Origin of the sequence: Streptococcus sp. HMSC076H09, assembly GCF_001811765.1 — a bacterium.
Classification (GTDB): Bacteria; Bacillota; Bacilli; order Lactobacillales; family Streptococcaceae; genus Streptococcus; species Streptococcus agalactiae.
On record NZ_KV806604.1, the window covers coordinates 44,867 to 61,838 of the forward strand.

The following is a 16,972-nucleotide window of genomic DNA, read 5'->3' on the forward strand; positions in this document are numbered from 1 at the left end:
TTAATGCATAGATCTTTTTTAGAAGAAAATTACTTGGAAGCGATTTATATCTTACAACAAAGAAATGAAAGTGTTAGAAGTATTGATGTAGCCGAATACTTGTCTGTTGCTAAATCTTCGGTGAACTCAGCAGTAAATAAATTACTCACTCAGCAATATATAACCTTTGAAGATGATAAGATTATAAGGATGACCGCTGAGGGAGAAAAAATAGCGGAATTTGTTTATGAAAAACATCTATATTTAAAAAAATTACTATGTAAGATGGGAATTGACGAAACAGAAGCAGATGAAATAGCTTGTCTTCTAGAACACATTTTAAAAGAAGACAGCTTTAAAAAAATAAAAAAATTTGTCCAAGACAAAAAAATTATTTAAGAAAAGTAAAGTTGAAATATCAGGTTAGAAAGTACATCTAAACTACCTTATCTGTGGATAATTTAAAAACAAACAAAGAAAAGTATTGATATTTGTTCTCAGATATGTACAATATAGTTAGATAGAACTAACCGGATATTTTTTTGCCCTTTAGGTTAGATGCACCTAACTAGAAAATTCAAAGAGGAAATTTGATGGAAACATATATTGTTAACTATGATAAAAAATGGTGATAGCATAGCTGTTGTAAACGGAGACATAGAGTTGTCTTACAAGGATATTGATAGGCAGTCAAACTCTTTTGCCAATGGACTTTTAAAAGCTGGCTTCAAATGTGGAGATAAAATAGTTTTACAATTACCGAATTATCACGAGTTTATAATAATTGCTTTCGCCATGTTTAAAGTAGGCATTATCCCGATTATGAGTTTGCCTGCTCATAGAAAAAACGAACTAAAAGGGATAATAGAAAAATCGGAAGCTGTGGCATACATAGCAAAAGATAAGTACCTAGGCTTTTCTTATGTTGATATGATACGAGATATAAAGATAGAGTCAGACAGAGAATTTAAAGTTTATATACTTGGTGAAGGAGATGAATTTAAAAAATTTTCTGAATTGAATGATAATAATTATATCTATCAAAAAACCGAGGTTGATTATAAAAACATAGGACTACTTCTTTTATCCGGAGGAACAACCAGAATACCAAAGCTGATTCCGAGAAGGCACTGTGATTATCTGTATGTAGCAAAGAAAACATCTATTATAAGCGGTATGGATAGAGGCAGTATATACTTAGCAGCCTTGCCGATGGCACATAATTTTCCTTTGTGTTGCCCCGGCATTCTCGGAACTTTTGCTGTAGGTGGGAAAGTTGTTGTATGTGAGGTAACCAGTCCTGATGAAATACTACCTCTGATAGAGGAAGAAAAGGTTACAATAACGGGTTTTGTGCCAGCCATCGCAAATATTTGCATGGATTATTTACAGTATGAAGATTATGATCTTTCATCATTAAAGATATTGTAAATCGGTGGGTCTGTTTTAGAGCCTTGGTTAGCGGAAAAGATTGAAGAAACATTTAATGTAAAGTTACAACAAATATTCGGTATAGCTGAAGGTCTTATTTTGACAACGAGCATAGATGATGACGAAAAAACCGTATGGCAAACACAGGGTAAGCCAATTAGCGAACCTGATGAAATACTCATTGTGGATAAAGCGAGAAAATTAAAAGATGGCAATTATCAAATTGCCGGAAGAATTAAAGAGATAATCAACAGAGCGGGCGAAAAGATTACACCACTCGAATTGGAAGAAATCTTATTAACACATGATTGCATAAATTCCGTTCAAGTTTTAGGAGTGCCTGATAAATTACATGGCGAAGCAATTGCCGTATTCATTTTAAAAAGCGAAAGCAAGAGGCTTACACTTGAAGAAGTAAGGAAATTTTTAATATCAAATAACGTAGCAGACTTCAAACTACCTGATGCGGTTAAGTATATAGATAGTTGGCCGTTAACAGCGTTAGGCAAAATAGATAGAAACAAATTAAAAGAAAATTTTTAGAGGAGAACTTGAAATGGAACTTAACGGTGTAAAAGAAAATGCCAAAATATTAGTAAAAGATTGGCTTAAAGATATATTTGCTGAAGAAGTAATTTCTGAAGATGAAAATTTAATAGAAAAAGGATTAAGCTCTATTAAAATTATGCAAACAATATTCCGATATGCATAAGTGTTCAAAATCAAATGACTTCTAAAAACCCGGACAATTATATGTTCTTAATGCACAAAATTTCCCTTACAACAAATTCAGGAAGTTTAACATTATCCGGGACAAACGGTCCTATAATATGGGAGCCGTGTTTAGATAAACCAACAGATGAAAATAACAGATTTAATTTAGAAAAAAATGAGTTTTCGGAATTAAAAATATTTGAAATAACGGAGGAGGTTGAAGAAACATATAACGATATGATGAAATTAAGTTGGGTAGAGGCCATATCTAAATCCGTGATTGACTTCACCAACAATATCGAGGCAGAAAAAGTTGACTTAAGAGAACAGCAATATTTGATTTCAGCAATAGAGGCATGGAGAGCATTATCTAGGGAGTTGGGTCAAAGTAATACCATTCAACCTTACAAAAAAACTGCAATTAAAATGGAAGATTTAATATAAGGAGGAAATTATGAATAACAAAGAAAACAAATTACAGGTGAAAGATTTAATAATGATTGGTGTATTTTCCGCATTATACTTCTTGTTTAATATGGTAGGAGGAATACCTTTTGCTATGAATCCGGTGCTAACATTTTATCAACCGATGGGAAGTGCATTTTTATCAGGAATAATATTTATGTTTTTGATCGCAAAAGCACCTAAAAAAGGAACAATTTCTATTTTAGCAATCATCATGTGTATTTTAAGGCTGGCAACAGGAATGCATTGGGCTATGGCGGTAGGAACTTTAATAACAGGAATAGTAGCTGAGCTTATTGCAGGAAGTAAGAGTTATAAAAACAAGAAAATGAACATGTTGTCTTTTGGAGTTTTTGCACTTGGAGATATCGGAACATTTTTAGTGTATTTTATGAATCCTAAGTCTTGGTCAGATGCGATGATAAAAAAAGGGACAGATATCACCTACATTGAGTCTATGAATGCTGCAGCTGCTGATTGGATGATTTATGTAATTGTTATTGGAACTTTCTTGGTTGCTTTATTAAGTGCTTGGATTGGAATGAAGCTTTTGAAAAAACAATTTGAAAAGGCCGGCATTGTATAATGAGAAAAGTATCAAATGTTCAATTTAACCCTTGCACAAAAATAGTTTTACTATTTTTGTGCATAATCATTTCAAGTTTATTATCTTCAATAGAATTGGAGCTAATTTTTGTATTTATAATTGCGTTATTTTGCATTATAAACAAAAAGATTAAATTTGCTCTTAATGGGTTTCTGATTTACCTAGGTGTATATTTTGTTAGCATTTTGACTGTGCAGTACGGTAGCAATACCTTAAGAAGCTTATTAATGCCTTTTCTAGGTTTAGTACATAAGCTTTACCCGGTGTGCATGTTTTCTGTGCTAATACTAAGTACTACAAAAGTAGGTGAATTTTTATCTGCTATGGAATTTGCAGGTGTTTCTAAAAAAATCACAATTCCTTTAGCTGTAATGCTTAGATATATTCCAACCGTGCGTGAAGACTGGATATATATAAAGGATTCAATGTATTTAAGAAGTATCTCGCCTTCTTTTTTCGGTTTTATAAAAAATCCGGATCTAACAATAGAGTGTATTTATTCACCTATAATTATTATGGCTTCTAAAGCAGCAGACGAATTAACTATCGCTTCTATTACAAGAGGAATTGAATCTCCTAAAAAACGAAGTTCAATTATTGAAATTCGTTTTGATATTCAAGACGTTTTAGCTTTACTGATTGGAGTGGTAATTACTGTATTTGTGATATATAGGAGGTTTTTCTGTGATTGAATTAAAAGGGGTTAATTTCAAATATAAAAACACCAAAAACAGCTGCTTAGACAATATAGATTTGGAAATAAAAAAGGGAGAATTCGTCTTAATTTCCGGTGCTTCAGGTTCTGGAAAAACATCTATAACGAGAGTTATAAATAAGCTGATTCCTTATTATTACGAAGGTGAATTAGAAGGCACAGTAAAAATAAACAACGATTTAGTATCTAGCTACCAAATGTTTGAGCTTTCAGAAATAGTAGGTAGTGTTTTTCAGAATCCTAGAACACAATTTTTCAATGTGGACACAAATAGTGAAATAGTTTTTGGTTTAGAAAATCAAGGGGTTTCTAGAGACATTTTAAAAAAAAGATTAAAAGAGACTTGTGAGACGTTGGATATAAACAAATTGCAGAATAGGAATATCTTTCATCTGTCAGGAGGGGAAAAGCAGAAGATTGCTTTTGCGTCGGTGTATGCAATGAATCCCGATATTTATTTACTGGATGAACCCTCATCTAATTTGGATATACCAACGATAGAGGTGCTAAAAAGACATTTGTCTGTTTTAAAAAACAGTGGCAAAACGGTTATTATATCTGAACATCGAATCTACTATTTGATGGATTTGGTTGACAAAGTTATATATATGAAAAATGGACAAATTCAAAAAAGTTATTCAAAAGAAGATTTTTTGAATTTGTCTGAAGATGAAATTAAAGCTATGGCTTTAAGATGCAGAAAAAAAACAAAACTGAATATAGAAATGTCTAATAATGAAAAACATCCATATTTACAAGTGAATGATTTTTCTATATACAGGAAAGATAATTGCATTATAAATAACATGAACTTTTCTGCGAACAAAGGCGATATTGTTGCGGTTATAGGTTCGAATGGTGTTGGTAAAACAACATTTTTAAGAACTCTTTGTGGTCTGCATGACAACTATAAAGGTGATGTGTTGTTGAATTCTAAAAAAACAGATGCAAAAAAAAGAAGACAAAAAAACTATATGGTTATGCAAGATGTGAATTATCAATTATTTGCCGAGAGTGTCTTTGCTGAATGTAAATTAGGAATAGAAAATGTGAGCGATGATCTTATAGAAGAAATACTAAATGAATTTGATTTGAGCGACTATAAAAATAATCATCCAAACACCTTATCCGGAGGACAAAAACAAAGATTGGCAATAGCCGTAGGACTAATATGCAAAAAAGAAATTTTTGTGTTAGATGAACCAACTAGTGGACTTGACTATACGAATATGGTAAAGACTGTAGAATTGTTAAAACGTTATTCCAAAGACAAAATTATTTTTATTGCTACGCATGATACCGAATTTGCTAATTTGATTTGTAATCGGGTATTGGACTTAGAAAAATAGATGGAAAGGAGGACTTTAATGTGGACGTTTTAAGAAGATTATATAAGTTCGCACCTGAAAAAAAGGTGTACTCCTATGCGTCGCTAGTTTTATCTGCAATAGCTACTATATTCTCAGTAGTCCCATATTTTTATTTATGGAAGTTTTTGAATGAACTTTTAGTACTTAAAAACCTTGAAAGTGCAAATAAATATGCGTTATGGATTTTTATGTTTTTGGTTTTACAAACATTAGTGTATTTTTTGAGTTTATATTGTAGCCACATGTTTGCTTTTAGAGTCGAAAGAAATTTAAAAATAGAAGGCTTAAACAACCTTTTAGAGGCATCTTTTTCTTTTTTTGATACAAATCCATCAGGAAAAACTAGGCAAATAATAGACGATAATGCGTCGGAAACACATTCCATACTTGCTCACATGCAACCGGACATGGTCAATGCTATGGTTTATCCTGTAATTTTGCTGGTTGTAAGTTTTTTGGTAAGTATAAGTTTTGGGATAGTAATGGTTGTATCATTAGTTTTAGGCGTATTTTTAATCACGAAAATGTTTGGGAATCAAAATTTTCTCCAAAAATATATGGCTTCCAATGAAGATATGAGTTCCGAAATAGTTGAATATATAAGAGGTGTCAAGGTTATCAAAATATTCAATATAGGAATAGAAAAATTTCGTTCTTTGCATAAAACAATCATCACCTCTTCAGAACTAGGTTATGCGTACGCTATCTCGTGTAGAAAATGGAAGGTTTTTTACGATTCATTTTTCATGGGGCTATGCATGGTTACGATACCTTATGGTGTATATTTGCTAAACATTAATACGCATCTAGGAGAAATTATTTCCTACACCGTATTTTCACAGCATTTATTGAATTGTTATACAACGCTTTTAATAAAGTGATGTTTTTGGGACAAAATAAGGCTAAAGCCAAAAACTCTATAGATAAGCTGGAAGAAATTTTTAACAAAATGCAGGTAAAAAAATTAGATAGTGGGCTTTCAGATGAAATACAAAATTTTGATATTGAATTTGAAAAAGTATCGTTTAAATACGAAGGAAATACACCATATGTTTTAAAAGACTTATCGTTTAAGTTGGATTCGGGAAAAAGTTATGCACTTATTGGTTCATCTGGCAGTGGAAAATCCACAATTGCTAAGTTAATTTCCGGGTTTTATGATGTTGATTCCGGAGTAATAAAAATTGGTGGACGAGATATTAAAGAGTATTCAAGGGAAACGATAGCAAGTAGTATCGCTTTTGTTTTCCAGAATGCGAAATTATTTAAAATGAGTATTTATGACAACGTGAGAATTGGAAATCCTGATGCTACTTATGAAGAGATTATGCAAGCTCTTGAAAAGGCTAGGTGCAATGAAATTTTGGATAAGTTTGAGCTGAGGGAAAATACAATGATCGGAGCAGAAGGCGTTTATCTCTCAGGAGGAGAAACTCAAAGAATAGTAATTGCAAGAGCAATTCTAAAAAATTCACCCATTATAATACTTGATGAGGCAAGTGCAGCTGCTGATCCGGAAAATGAATATGAACTCCAGATGGCATTTACGCAATTGATAAAAAATAAAACAGTAATAATGATTGCTCACAGGCTGTCAGCAATTAAAAACATGGACGAAATCATAGTTGTAGAAAATGGACAGATTATAGAAAGAGGAAGTAGCAAACTTTTATTAGAGGATAAAAGCTCTAAATACAGCTATTTTATGAATATGTATATTCGAGCAAATGATTGGATAATGTCTAATGAAGTCTAAATTAATGGATAAATACGGAATAACAGAAGACAGCTCAATAGATCTAATTAAAGCTTCGATAGCGTCGTTCTGGAAAAATGTAGTATACATGTTCCCTATAACGCTTATATTATTTTTTCTCATGAATATAAGCAACTCGAAATATCTACAAGAGTGGTTTTATTTTGTAAGCATATTAATTGTCTTTGTTGTAATGTACTATTTTACAAATAGACAATATATAAAATCGTATTCTACAACATTTAAGGGAAGTAAAAATTTAAGAATAGAACTTGTAGAAATAATAAAAAGACTACCGTTATCATATTTTTCAACACATGATTTGACAGATTTATCGCAAACAGTAATGGCTGATGTGTCAAAAATCGAACAAGCCTTATCTCATGCTATATGTGCGTATTATGGATGGATTGGTTATTTTGTTTTTCTAAGTTTGAGCCTTTTAATTGGATCTTTACAATTAGGACTATGTATTATTGTACCTGTAATAACTGCATTGCTGATATTGTATCTGTCGAAAAATATTCAATATAGAATAAATAGAAAGTATTATAAAAAACTGAGAGAGAATTCTCAGGCATTTCAAGATTCTTTTGAGATGCAACAAGATATAAAATCTTATAACATGCAACATACAGTGAGAAAAGATGTACAAGACAAATTGAAAGACAGTGAAAAAATACAGATAAAAACAGAGCTGTTTACAACGATACCATCAAGCTTATTATCAATTTTGCCACAGTTCTCGATAGCTCTGGTTATTATTTTCGGGTTTCAACTGTATTTGACTGGTCAAATACAGTTAATCTTCTATATAGGATATATAATTTGTGCCACAAAGGTAGCCAGTGGTTTTACGGGCATGTTAGACAGTCTTTTAATGATAATAAACTTTCAAAGCAGTTTTAAACAAGTTACGGCAATAAGAAAGACTCCTTTACAAGAAGGGGTAAATGCAGATATTCAGACATTCAATGTTGAATTTAGGGATGTTAGCTTTGCTTATGAGAAAGGAAGAAATGTTGTAAGTAATTTATCTTTCAATGCAAATCAAGGAGAAGTTACTGCGATAGTAGGGCCCTCCGGTTGTGGAAAGTCAACTATTTTAAAACTACTATCAAGATTATACGACTATAATGCCGGACAAATATTGATAGGCGGGAAAGATATTTCTGAAATATCAACAAATAGTTTATTTGAAAATATTTCAACAGTCTTCCAAGATGTTGAGTTATTTGATGATACTATTTTTGAAAACATTAAATGTGGAAATCCCAAAGCTACTATCGAAGAAGTGTTAGAAGCTGCGAAAATTGCAAATGTAGATGAGATTGCTGATAAATTCGTAGATAAATATGACACAAAAATAGGTGAAAACGGGAGTAAATTATCAGGAGGCGAAAGACAAAGAATTTCTATTGCAAGAGCCATTCTTAAAGATGCACCAATAATACTGCTTGATGAAATCTCTGCCAGTTTAGATATAGAAAATGAAATAAAGATACAAGCCGGTTTAGATAAGCTTATAAAAAATAAAACAGTTATTATCGTTTCTCATAGAATGAAGTCTATAGAAAACGCAAATAAGATTATAGTTATTGAAAACGGAAAGGTAGAGAATTTTGGAACTCATAGCTATTTATTGGAAAATTCGACGAGATACAGAAAATTAGTTGAATGCTCTCAATTGGCAAGTGAATATGAATATTAAAAATAATTTTGCATATGTTTTAGATTAAGAGAAAATGAAGTTATAAAAAGTATATGGAATAGTTTTTATAAAGAGTATTAGTATTGTGTGGACTTAAAGGAGGAGGTGTTAAATGCAGCAAGACATGAAGGAACAATTATTAACTAAAAGACCTATATCTTTCTCTATACTCTAGTAAACAATTAAATACATTTAAAAAAAGAACAACTTATTGATCAGTTGTATAATCATTATGAGAACACCCCTGAGACTACTTTTATTACTAATTCAGACGGGTGGACTTGGGTATTCATCACAATATTTTAAAGAATTAGTCAGTGGGTTTAAACCAATGAACACTATCATTTTTGGGATACGTTTCATATTAATCGGGTTATCAAAGTGAATTTTTCTAACTTACCATCAGAGTTAAAGAATCTAGCCATTAAAGTAATCAAGAAAAGAAGTAAAAAATCGCTTAAAACGGTATTAGATACAGAAGAATCATTAATTGAATCAGAAAGTAAACTGTCTTCTTTTCAGAGATTTAGAAGGCAGCTACTGAAAAATAGAGGAATGTATTGGAGTAGAAATGGTTCGGAAGTTATGAGCTAAACAATCCTTTTAAGTCATGAAGGCAATTTAAGAGATTTATTTTTCGGAAAATGGAGAGCACAATATGAAGCAATCAAAAATGAAGGATTAAGAAACCTAGGAAATCATTTTAAATATACATTAAAAGAATATAATTTACCTTCACTACGGAGAAATGAAAAATCTCCCAAATCTAGAAGATCATTTTATGACTAATTATTATAAAACTTGCTGAAACCTTGAAAAATAAGTGATGTCAGGCAATAAATTTACGATTTTTTCTTTAATAATATTCTATTGTGACATAATCTTATTAAAGAAACACGAAGAAAAGGCGAAAGGTGTGCAAACACCTCTCGCCAACCGATTGAAGCAAATGCTACTTGCTTAATCAGTTTAAAAATATTGTATCGTCAAAAGGCAATATTATCAAAACTGAAGTAAGAGGAAAGTGTCAAGTGCTTCAGTCTTATTTACGCCCTCTTGGTGATTTTATTTATTTATCAAGAAATTAGACACATACCAAATCAATAAACTATTTGAGAAAGCAGGTTATTTGTGATAAAATGAGTTGATAAATAATTTTTACAAAGAGGTATTAATAAATGATTGAAGCAAGTAAGCTTAAAGCAGGCATGACTTTTGAAACGGCTGATGGGAAATTAATCCGTGTTCTTGAAGCTAGCCACCACAAACCAGGTAAAGGTAACACAATCATGCGTATGAAATTGCGTGATGTTCGTACTGGTTCAACTTTTGATACAAGTTACCGTCCTGAAGAAAAATTTGAGCAAGCTATTATTGAAACTGTACCTGCTCAATACCTTTATAAAATGGATGATACAGCTTACTTCATGAATAATGAAACTTACGATCAATATGAAATTCCAACTGTTAACATTGAAAATGAATTACTCTACATTCTTGAAAACTCAGAAGTAAAAATTCAATTCTATGGAACAGAAGTTATTGGTGTTCAAATTCCAACAACTGTTGAATTGACAGTTGCTGAAACTCAACCATCAATCAAAGGTGCTACTGTAACTGGTTCAGGAAAACCTGCAACTATGGAAACAGGACTTGTTGTTAACGTTCCAGACTTTATTGAAGCTGGACAAAAGTTAGTAATCAATACAGCAGAAGGAACTTACGTTTCACGCGCCTAATGACTCTCAAAAAAGTGTTAAGTAGATTCATGATGAATTTACTCTATTAAGGAAAAACCTTAGTAAACACTAAAAGAAAGGATAAGCTATGACAACTGAAAATCTTGGAGAAATTGTCATTTCACCACGTGTACTTGAGGTAATTACAGGTATTGCTGCAACTAAAGTTGATGGTGTTCATTCGTTACGTAACAAAGCGGTAACGGATAGCCTTAGTAAGAAATCTCTAGGTAGAGGTGTCTACCTTAAAAATGAAGAAGATGATACAGTAGCTGCAGATATTTATGTTTACTTGCAGTATGGTGTAAATGTACCAGCAGTTTCAATTGCTATTCAACAAGCTGTCAAAACAGCTGTATATGACATGGCAGAAGTAAAAATTTCTTCGGTCAATATCCATGTTGAAGGTATTGTTCCAGAGAAAACACCAAAACCAGACTTGAAGTCATTGTTTGATGAGGATTTCTTAGATGACTAGTGTATTTAAAGATTCAAGACGTGATTTACGTGAACGTGCTTTTCAAACACTATTTAGCTTAGAAACTGGTGGAGAGTTTATTGATGCGGCTCACTTTGCTTATGGTTATGATAAAACAGTATCTGAAGACAAAGTTTTAGAGGTTCCAATCTTTTTACTTAATCTTGTTAATGGTGTTGTAGATCACAAAGATGAATTAGATACTTTGATTTCTAGTCACTTAAAATCAGGATGGAGCTTAGAACGTCTAACATTGGTTGATAAATCTCTCTTACGCTTAGGCCTCTATGAAATTAAATATTTTGATGAAACGCCTGATCGTGTAGCTCTAAATGAGATTATCGAGATTGCTAAAAAATATTCAGATGAGACGTCAGCAAAATTTGTCAATGGTTTATTAAGTCAATTTATAACAAATGAAAATTAAAAATGTGGAAGAATCTTCTTCCACATTTTTAATTTGCTTTGAAAAATAACTATCGGTACTAAAAATTATTTCATAAATATGATTTCCTAAACGCTACTACCAGGGATGAGACTGACTGGTAAAATATAATCCTTATTTGTCTTTTGCCCCTCAATCTTAGCTAGGAGTATTTCAACCATCAATTGCGCAATTTCTCGAATAGGCTGTTTAATAGTGGTTAGATGTGGGACGTAATCTTGAATGAAACTTGTACCATCATATCCAATCACTTTGATATCTTCTGGAATGGACAACCCTAGTTGGCTGATAAGTTTGATTACTAATAAAGCAGTTAAGTCGTCTGATGTAAAAATACCATCTGGTTTGTGAGTCGAGATAATTGATTTTAATTCCATCTCACGTCTCATATTAGATAGCCCATTTGTGACTGTGATAACTTTGGATTCCTTTGATTCATAGGAAAAACCTAGCCGCCTAAGTCCAGTAGGAGAATCTGAATTATCATTCCCTGTAATCATAATCATCTTTTGACAGCCATGTTTTTTAAGGGTTTGAGCAGCCATTTTTCCTCCAAAGAAATTATCAGATGAGACGATAGGGATGTGTGGAGCTAAATTTCTATCGAATGCTACTATGGGAGCCTCAACTTTCTCGTAATCATCAATTCCTAGGTTGTGACTACTTGAAATGATACCGTCTACTTGATTTGCTCCTAGCATTTCGAGGTATTCTTTTTCTTTGATAGGATCCTTTTCACTATTACATAAGATAGTTTTATAACCATGCTTAAACAACTCAATTTCAAGGTGTTCAATTAATTCAGCGTAAAAAATGTTACGGATGTTGGGGAAAATGAGTCCAATTAATTTAGCGGACTTTCCCTGTAAGCTACGTGCTAAATTATTAGGTTTATAACCAAGGGTTCTCATGGCTTCATTGACTTTGGTGACTGTTTTTTGAGATAAATAGCCTTTTTTGTTAATAACGCGTGATACAGTCGTTGGGCTAACACCGGCAAGTGCAGCAACATCTGTTAATTTTGCAACCATATTAATATTTTAATTCAAAATATTTACCATGAACGTGTCCTTCTTTTAGTTGAATCCCTGATTGTTCTGCATCTGGAAAGACTCGTCCCGTAAATACTTTTTCTCCTTTATTTATAAAGATTTCAAAGATGGACTTATCGATAAAAACATTGACACTAGTAGCATCTTTTGGAATGTTACACTGGCGACTAGTACCAAATTCTGTGGCGTACTGCTGTCCGGCTTGTGAGCGGTCAACGATAACTTTCCCCTTTGCAGTATCAATAGTAATGGATAGTCCTTGTCCTTTCGGATTAGCAAAGAGAACAAATGAAGAAAGATCATTTCTAGGAACCAGTAATTCTAATTCATAGGTGTTGTTAGTTTGAAGTTGTGTTTTAAATTCTGCTTGATGTTGACGAAGATTTTTCATAGCAGGAACGGGATATTGATAAAGGTTCCCATTTTTTATACTTAACTCTTTAACTAAACTCATAGCTCCTTGATAATCAAATTGATCGCTAGGATAATCAATATCTGGCAAGCCTATCCAACTCACGATAAAGGCACGACCATCAGAAGTGTTAAATCCTTGAGTAGCATAGGCTTCAAAACCATAATCTAAATTATAGATAGGGGATGGTTCAACTATCTTAGATGAGTTAGCATCGAAATATTGTCCGATTTTGTAGGTATTTGGATAAATGTTTTGGTAGTCCAATTCGTTTTTATCTAGTCCTTGAGGACTATAAAGTAATACAGGTTTTCCTTTGACAAAAATAATATTTGGACATTCAATCATATACTCAGATCCAGTACCACCAAAATCTAAATCTCCCACAAACTCCCAATGATGGATGTCATTATTAAGTGCTTTATATAATTTAATGAATCCGCATTTTTTACTATTTTGCGCCCCAATAACAGCATAGAATTGATTATCATAATTGAAAATCTGAGGGTCACGAAAATGCTCAGTGACATCATTTGGTTGTGAAATAAGGACCTTATCAAATTTTGTAATCTTGCCATCACTTGTCATCCATGCTCCAATTTGGCGGGGGTCACGGTTCCATTTCATGTCACGGACATTACCAGTATAAAAAAGAAAAAGCTTATCGTCAATGGCTAATGCAGAACCGGAGTATGCACCATGGCTATCATTGACATGGTCAGGTTTAAGCTTGATTCCTGTTTCTTTGAAATGAACTAAATCATCTGATTCTGTATGTACCCATTGTTTTAAACCATGTGCAGCTCCAAAGGGCCAATTTTGGTAAAAAAGATGGAATTTTCCATTAAAGTAAGAGAAGCCATTTGGGTCATTTAAAAGCCCTGTTTTAGCTTCTAAGTGATAAGTTGCTCTCCAAGGGGATTTTGAGACATTCTTTACAATATTTTCCTTATCTTCTTCAGTCCATTCATCATAAGGACGATAGCGGATTTCAGTGGGTAAATTCATTTGATACTCCTTGACTGTCTTAATATCTAATAACTATATAGTAAACGTTTTCTCTTTTGAAATCAACTCTTAATATCAAAAAATATTATTTTATGTCAAACGCTTGACATATATTTATGAGACGTGCTAGAATATTAGAGTAAATAAAATGAAACGCTTTCAAAATATCAAAGGAGATTTATAGATGGCTTCAAATACAGAAATTGCTAAACAAGTCATTAATGCGATTGGTGGTGCTAGTAATGTGCGTAGCGTAGCACACTGTGCCACTCGTCTTCGCGTTATGGTAAAAGATGAGACAGTCATTGATAAAAATACTGTTGAAAATATCGAAAAAGTTCAGGGAGCATTTTTCAATTCAGGTCAATATCAAATTATTTTTGGAACTGGTACTGTTAATAAGATTTATGATGAAGTAGTGGCTCAAGGTTTGCCAACTTCGTCAACCTCTGATCAAAAGGCAGAAGCAGCTAAACAAGGGAATGCTTTCCAACGAGCTATTCGTACTTTCGGTGATGTTTTTGTTCCATTGTTGCCAGCCATTGTTGCTACTGGTTTATTTATGGGGATTCGCGGTGCGATTAATAATGATACAGTTTTAGCTTTATTTGGGACGACTTCAAAAGCATTTTCAAGTTCTAATTTTTATACCTATACTGTCGTTTTGACTGACACGGCCTTTGCTTTTTTTCCTGCCTTGATTTCTTGGTCAGCTTTTAGAGTTTTTGGTGGAAATCCTGTTATCGGTCTCGTATTAGGATTGATGATGGTTAACTCTGCCCTTCCAAACGCTTGGGCAGTGGCCTCAGGTGATGCCCATCCCATAAAATTTTTCGGCTTTATTCCAGTAGTTGGTTATCAAAATTCAGTATTGCCGGCATTCTTTGTAGGTTTACTTGGTGCTAAACTTGAAAAATGGTTGCATAAGAAAATCCCAGATGTTCTTGATTTACTATTAGTGCCGTTCCTAACTTTTACAGTTATGTCAATTTTAGCACTTTTTGTCATTGGTCCTATTTTCCATTCAGTTGAAAACTATGTTTTAGCAGGGACAAAATTTGTCCTTAATTTACCTCTTGGCCTATCAGGTCTTATTTTAGGTGGTGTTCATCAGATAATCGTTGTTACAGGTGTTCATCATATCTTTAATTTACTTGAAGCTCAGTTAATTGCTGCTGATGGGAAAGATCCATTTAATGCTATTATTACAGCTGCTATGACAGCACAAGCAGGTGCCACTTTGGCAGTTGGTGTTAAAACAAAAAATAAAAAATTAAAAGCCCTTGCTTTTCCGGCAGCGCTTTCAGCTGGACTTGGTATTACAGAACCGGCTATATTTGGAGTAAACTTACGTTTTGGTAAGCCATTTATTATGGGATTAATTGCAGGAGCAGCAGGTGGCTGGTTAGCTTCAATATTGAAATTAGCAGGAACTGGTTTTGGTATTACCATTATCCCAGGAACATTACTTTATTTAAATGGTCAAATTGTTAAGTACCTTATTATGGTGATTGGAACTACGGCTTTGGCTTTTGTATTAACTTATATGTTTGGATATGAAGATAAAGATGAAAAAGTAGTAGCTGAAGTTAGTCCTTTGGTTGAAGAAACAGATGACAATCCAACAATTACTCAAACTAGCCAATTAAGGGCAGAAACGATTGTTAGCCCTCTTGATGGACAGGTTATTGCTCTTGATACAGTAAGTGACCCAGTTTTTTCATCAGGTATTATGGGAGATGGCCTTGCTATTAAACCAAGCGGTAATACAATTTACTCACCTGTTGATGGTTTTGTCCAAATTGTTTTTGAAACAGGTCATGCTTACGGTATCAAATCAGATAAAGGTGCAGAAATTTTGATTCATATAGGTATTGATACTGTCACCATGAATGGCACAGGGTTTACTTCTAAAGTAAAGGCAGACCAAAAAGTGAAAAAAGGTGATATTCTTGGCACCTTTGATTCAGCCAAGATTGCAGAAGCAGGTCTGGATAATACAGCTATGATTATTGTGACTAATACAGCTGATTTTGCTGATGTTATACCATTGGTAAAAGAGGGTGTTGTTACTACAGGTGACATGATTATTGATGTTAAGTGAGGATTAAAGGTTGGGATAATTATCCCAACCTTTGTCTTTGAGATAGAGATTATAGATAGGAAAAAAGATGACAAAGTTATATGGTAGTATTGAAGCAGGTGGGACAAAGTTTGTTTGTGCAGTTGGTGATGAGGAATTAAAAGTTGTAGAAAAAATACAATTTCCAACAACGACGCCTCAAGAAACGATTAAAAAGACTGTTGATTTCTTTAAAAGATTTGAAAAGAAGTTAGAGGCAGTTGCTATTGGTTCTTTTGGTCCCATTGATATTGATAAAAAATCAAAGACATACGGTTATATCACAACGACCCCAAAGTTACATTGGGCTAATGTTAATTTACTCGGCTTAATTTCTAAAGATTTCAATGTTCCATTTTATTTCACAACAGATGTTAATAGCTCTGCCTATGGTGAAGTTATAGCTCGTAACAACATTGATTCACTTGTTTATTACACCATTGGTACAGGAATTGGTGCAGGAGCTATACAAAAGGGTGAATTTATAGGAGGAACTGGTCATACTGAAGCAGGTCATACTTATATGGCGATGCATCCGCAGGACCAAGCAAATGATTTTAAAGGTATCTGTCCATTTCATAATAGCTGTTTAGAAGGTTTGGCATCTGGTCCAACTCTAGAAGCTAGGACTGGTATTCGTGGTGAATTGATTGAAGAAAATTCAATGGTTTGGGATGTTCAAGCCTATTATATTGCTCAGGCTGCAATACAAGCAACTGTATTATATCGTCCACAAGTCATTGTATTTGGTGGAGGCGTCATGGCACAAAAACACATGTTAAGACGTGTTCGCCAGACATTTGCAACTTTATTAAATGGGTATTTACCAGTTCCCAATTTGTCTGATTATATTGTGACACCAGCTGTAGAAGAAAATGGTTCTGCAACGTTAGGAAATTTTGCTTTAGCAAAGAAAATATCAAAAGGTTAATAAAACCCTTAAGCCACTACTTAGTTTAGTTAGCAAA

The 16,972-nt window shown here is 33.1% G+C and carries 16 protein-coding genes and 1 pseudogene; 15 read left to right on the forward strand and 2 right to left on the reverse strand.

The genetic code is table 11. The features are described from left to right. Positions 1 to 3 precede the first annotated feature (3 nt). The 13 genes and pseudogenes from HMPREF2818_RS05335 to nusB all read left to right on the forward strand — a co-directional run bounded on the left by HMPREF2818_RS05335 (position 4) and on the right by nusB (position 11,392). Positions 4 to 378, forward strand: a complete 375-nt coding sequence (locus tag HMPREF2818_RS05335; RefSeq protein WP_000555076.1) for a metal-dependent transcriptional regulator — start codon at positions 4 to 6, stop codon at positions 376 to 378. A 216-nt stretch (positions 379 to 594) separates the two neighbouring features. Beyond that, the gene (locus tag HMPREF2818_RS05340) at positions 595 to 1,410 is read left to right on the forward strand and encodes an AMP-binding protein (RefSeq protein ID WP_000594428.1); all 816 of its coding nucleotides are present in this window, start codon (positions 595 to 597) and stop codon (positions 1,408 to 1,410) included. A gap of 99 nt (positions 1,411 to 1,509) precedes the next feature. Continuing rightward, complete coding sequence (locus tag HMPREF2818_RS05345; protein ID WP_000213532.1) at positions 1,510 to 1,953, forward strand: AMP-binding enzyme; 444 nt, start codon at positions 1,510 to 1,512, stop codon at positions 1,951 to 1,953. Positions 1,954 to 1,966: 13 nt separating this feature from the next. After that, positions 1,967 to 2,122 (forward strand): hypothetical protein, encoded by a 156-nt coding sequence (locus HMPREF2818_RS10225; RefSeq protein WP_001867180.1) that lies wholly within the window; start codon positions 1,967 to 1,969, stop codon positions 2,120 to 2,122. A 14-nt stretch (positions 2,123 to 2,136) separates the two neighbouring features. Continuing rightward, positions 2,137 to 2,568, forward strand: a complete 432-nt coding sequence (locus tag HMPREF2818_RS05350) for a hypothetical protein (protein ID WP_000202156.1) — start codon at positions 2,137 to 2,139, stop codon at positions 2,566 to 2,568. A 10-nt stretch (positions 2,569 to 2,578) separates the two neighbouring features. Next, complete coding sequence (locus tag HMPREF2818_RS05355) at positions 2,579 to 3,175, forward strand: MptD family putative ECF transporter S component (protein WP_001060161.1); 597 nt, start codon at positions 2,579 to 2,581, stop codon at positions 3,173 to 3,175. Further along, positions 3,175 to 3,888, forward strand: coding sequence for an energy-coupling factor transporter transmembrane component T (locus tag HMPREF2818_RS05360; RefSeq protein ID WP_001233460.1), 714 nt, complete (start codon positions 3,175 to 3,177; stop codon positions 3,886 to 3,888). The genes HMPREF2818_RS05355 and HMPREF2818_RS05360 overlap by 1 nt, the downstream gene beginning before the upstream one ends. Beyond that, on the forward strand, positions 3,881 to 5,260 hold the full coding sequence (locus tag HMPREF2818_RS05365) for an ABC transporter ATP-binding protein (protein ID WP_000571227.1): 1,380 nt from the start codon (positions 3,881 to 3,883) through the stop codon (positions 5,258 to 5,260). The genes HMPREF2818_RS05360 and HMPREF2818_RS05365 overlap by 8 nt, the downstream gene beginning before the upstream one ends. A 20-nt stretch (positions 5,261 to 5,280) precedes the next feature. Further along, positions 5,281 to 7,037, forward strand: a pseudogene (locus HMPREF2818_RS10430) (ABC transporter ATP-binding protein). Next, complete coding sequence (locus tag HMPREF2818_RS05375) at positions 7,027 to 8,748, forward strand: ABC transporter ATP-binding protein (RefSeq protein ID WP_000837541.1); 1,722 nt, start codon at positions 7,027 to 7,029, stop codon at positions 8,746 to 8,748. The pseudogene HMPREF2818_RS10430 and the gene HMPREF2818_RS05375 overlap by 11 nt, the downstream one beginning before the upstream one ends. 1,178 nt (positions 8,749 to 9,926) lie before the next feature. Next, positions 9,927 to 10,487: an elongation factor P gene (gene efp / locus HMPREF2818_RS05380; protein ID WP_000568636.1), complete on the forward strand. Its 561-nt coding sequence runs from the start codon at positions 9,927 to 9,929 to the stop codon at positions 10,485 to 10,487. Positions 10,488 to 10,575: 88 nt separating this feature from the next. Further along, entirely contained in the window at positions 10,576 to 10,965 is a 390-nt protein-coding gene (locus tag HMPREF2818_RS05385) for an Asp23/Gls24 family envelope stress response protein (RefSeq protein ID WP_000206139.1), read from the forward strand. Continuing rightward, positions 10,958 to 11,392 (forward strand): transcription antitermination factor NusB, encoded by a 435-nt coding sequence (nusB, locus tag HMPREF2818_RS05390; RefSeq protein ID WP_000204940.1) that lies wholly within the window; start codon positions 10,958 to 10,960, stop codon positions 11,390 to 11,392. The genes HMPREF2818_RS05385 and nusB overlap by 8 nt, the downstream gene beginning before the upstream one ends. 86 nt (positions 11,393 to 11,478) lie before the next feature. Here nusB and HMPREF2818_RS05395 read toward each other — a convergent pair whose 3' ends face one another. Next, complete coding sequence (locus HMPREF2818_RS05395; RefSeq protein WP_000225972.1) at positions 11,479 to 12,441, reverse strand: LacI family DNA-binding transcriptional regulator; 963 nt, start codon at positions 12,439 to 12,441, stop codon at positions 11,479 to 11,481. Position 12,442: 1 nt separating this feature from the next. After that, entirely contained in the window at positions 12,443 to 13,882 is a 1,440-nt protein-coding gene (locus tag HMPREF2818_RS05400) for a sucrose-6-phosphate hydrolase (RefSeq protein ID WP_001053054.1), read from the reverse strand. 184 nt (positions 13,883 to 14,066) lie between these two features. On the opposite strand from HMPREF2818_RS05400, the gene HMPREF2818_RS05405 reads away from it, so the two are divergent. Continuing rightward, positions 14,067 to 15,986, forward strand: a complete 1,920-nt coding sequence (locus HMPREF2818_RS05405) for a sucrose-specific PTS transporter subunit IIBC (RefSeq protein ID WP_000157949.1) — start codon at positions 14,067 to 14,069, stop codon at positions 15,984 to 15,986. Positions 15,987 to 16,053: 67 nt separating this feature from the next. Continuing rightward, positions 16,054 to 16,935 carry a fructokinase ScrK gene (gene scrK, locus HMPREF2818_RS05410; RefSeq protein WP_000164268.1) on the forward strand — a complete coding sequence of 294 codons (882 nt, stop codon included), beginning with the start codon at positions 16,054 to 16,056 and terminating at the stop codon, positions 16,933 to 16,935. Positions 16,936 to 16,972: the final 37 nt, after the last annotated feature.

Excerpts from the sequence above, each read along its gene's own strand:
- HMPREF2818_RS05335 (WP_000555076.1), top strand. The coding sequence starts at position 4 with ATGCATAGATCTTTTTTAGAAGAAAATTACTTGGAAGCGATTTATATC.
- HMPREF2818_RS05340 (WP_000594428.1), top strand. The coding sequence starts at position 595 with ATGATAAAAAATGGTGATAGCATAGCTGTTGTAAACGGAGACATAGAG.
- HMPREF2818_RS10225 (WP_001867180.1), top strand. The coding sequence starts at position 1,967 with ATGGAACTTAACGGTGTAAAAGAAAATGCCAAAATATTAGTAAAAGAT.
- HMPREF2818_RS05350 (WP_000202156.1), top strand. The coding sequence starts at position 2,137 with ATGACTTCTAAAAACCCGGACAATTATATGTTCTTAATGCACAAAATT.
- HMPREF2818_RS05355 (WP_001060161.1), top strand. The coding sequence starts at position 2,579 with ATGAATAACAAAGAAAACAAATTACAGGTGAAAGATTTAATAATGATT.
- HMPREF2818_RS05360 (WP_001233460.1), top strand. The coding sequence starts at position 3,175 with ATGAGAAAAGTATCAAATGTTCAATTTAACCCTTGCACAAAAATAGTT.
- HMPREF2818_RS05375 (WP_000837541.1), top strand. The coding sequence starts at position 7,027 with ATGAAGTCTAAATTAATGGATAAATACGGAATAACAGAAGACAGCTCA.
- efp (WP_000568636.1), top strand. The coding sequence starts at position 9,927 with ATGATTGAAGCAAGTAAGCTTAAAGCAGGCATGACTTTTGAAACGGCT.
- HMPREF2818_RS05385 (WP_000206139.1), top strand. The coding sequence starts at position 10,576 with ATGACAACTGAAAATCTTGGAGAAATTGTCATTTCACCACGTGTACTT.
- nusB (WP_000204940.1), top strand. The coding sequence starts at position 10,958 with ATGACTAGTGTATTTAAAGATTCAAGACGTGATTTACGTGAACGTGCT.
- HMPREF2818_RS05395 (WP_000225972.1), bottom strand. The coding sequence starts at position 12,441 with ATGGTTGCAAAATTAACAGATGTTGCTGCACTTGCCGGTGTTAGCCCA.
- HMPREF2818_RS05400 (WP_001053054.1), bottom strand. The coding sequence starts at position 13,882 with ATGAATTTACCCACTGAAATCCGCTATCGTCCTTATGATGAATGGACT.
- HMPREF2818_RS05405 (WP_000157949.1), top strand. The coding sequence starts at position 14,067 with ATGGCTTCAAATACAGAAATTGCTAAACAAGTCATTAATGCGATTGGT.
- scrK (WP_000164268.1), top strand. The coding sequence starts at position 16,054 with ATGACAAAGTTATATGGTAGTATTGAAGCAGGTGGGACAAAGTTTGTT.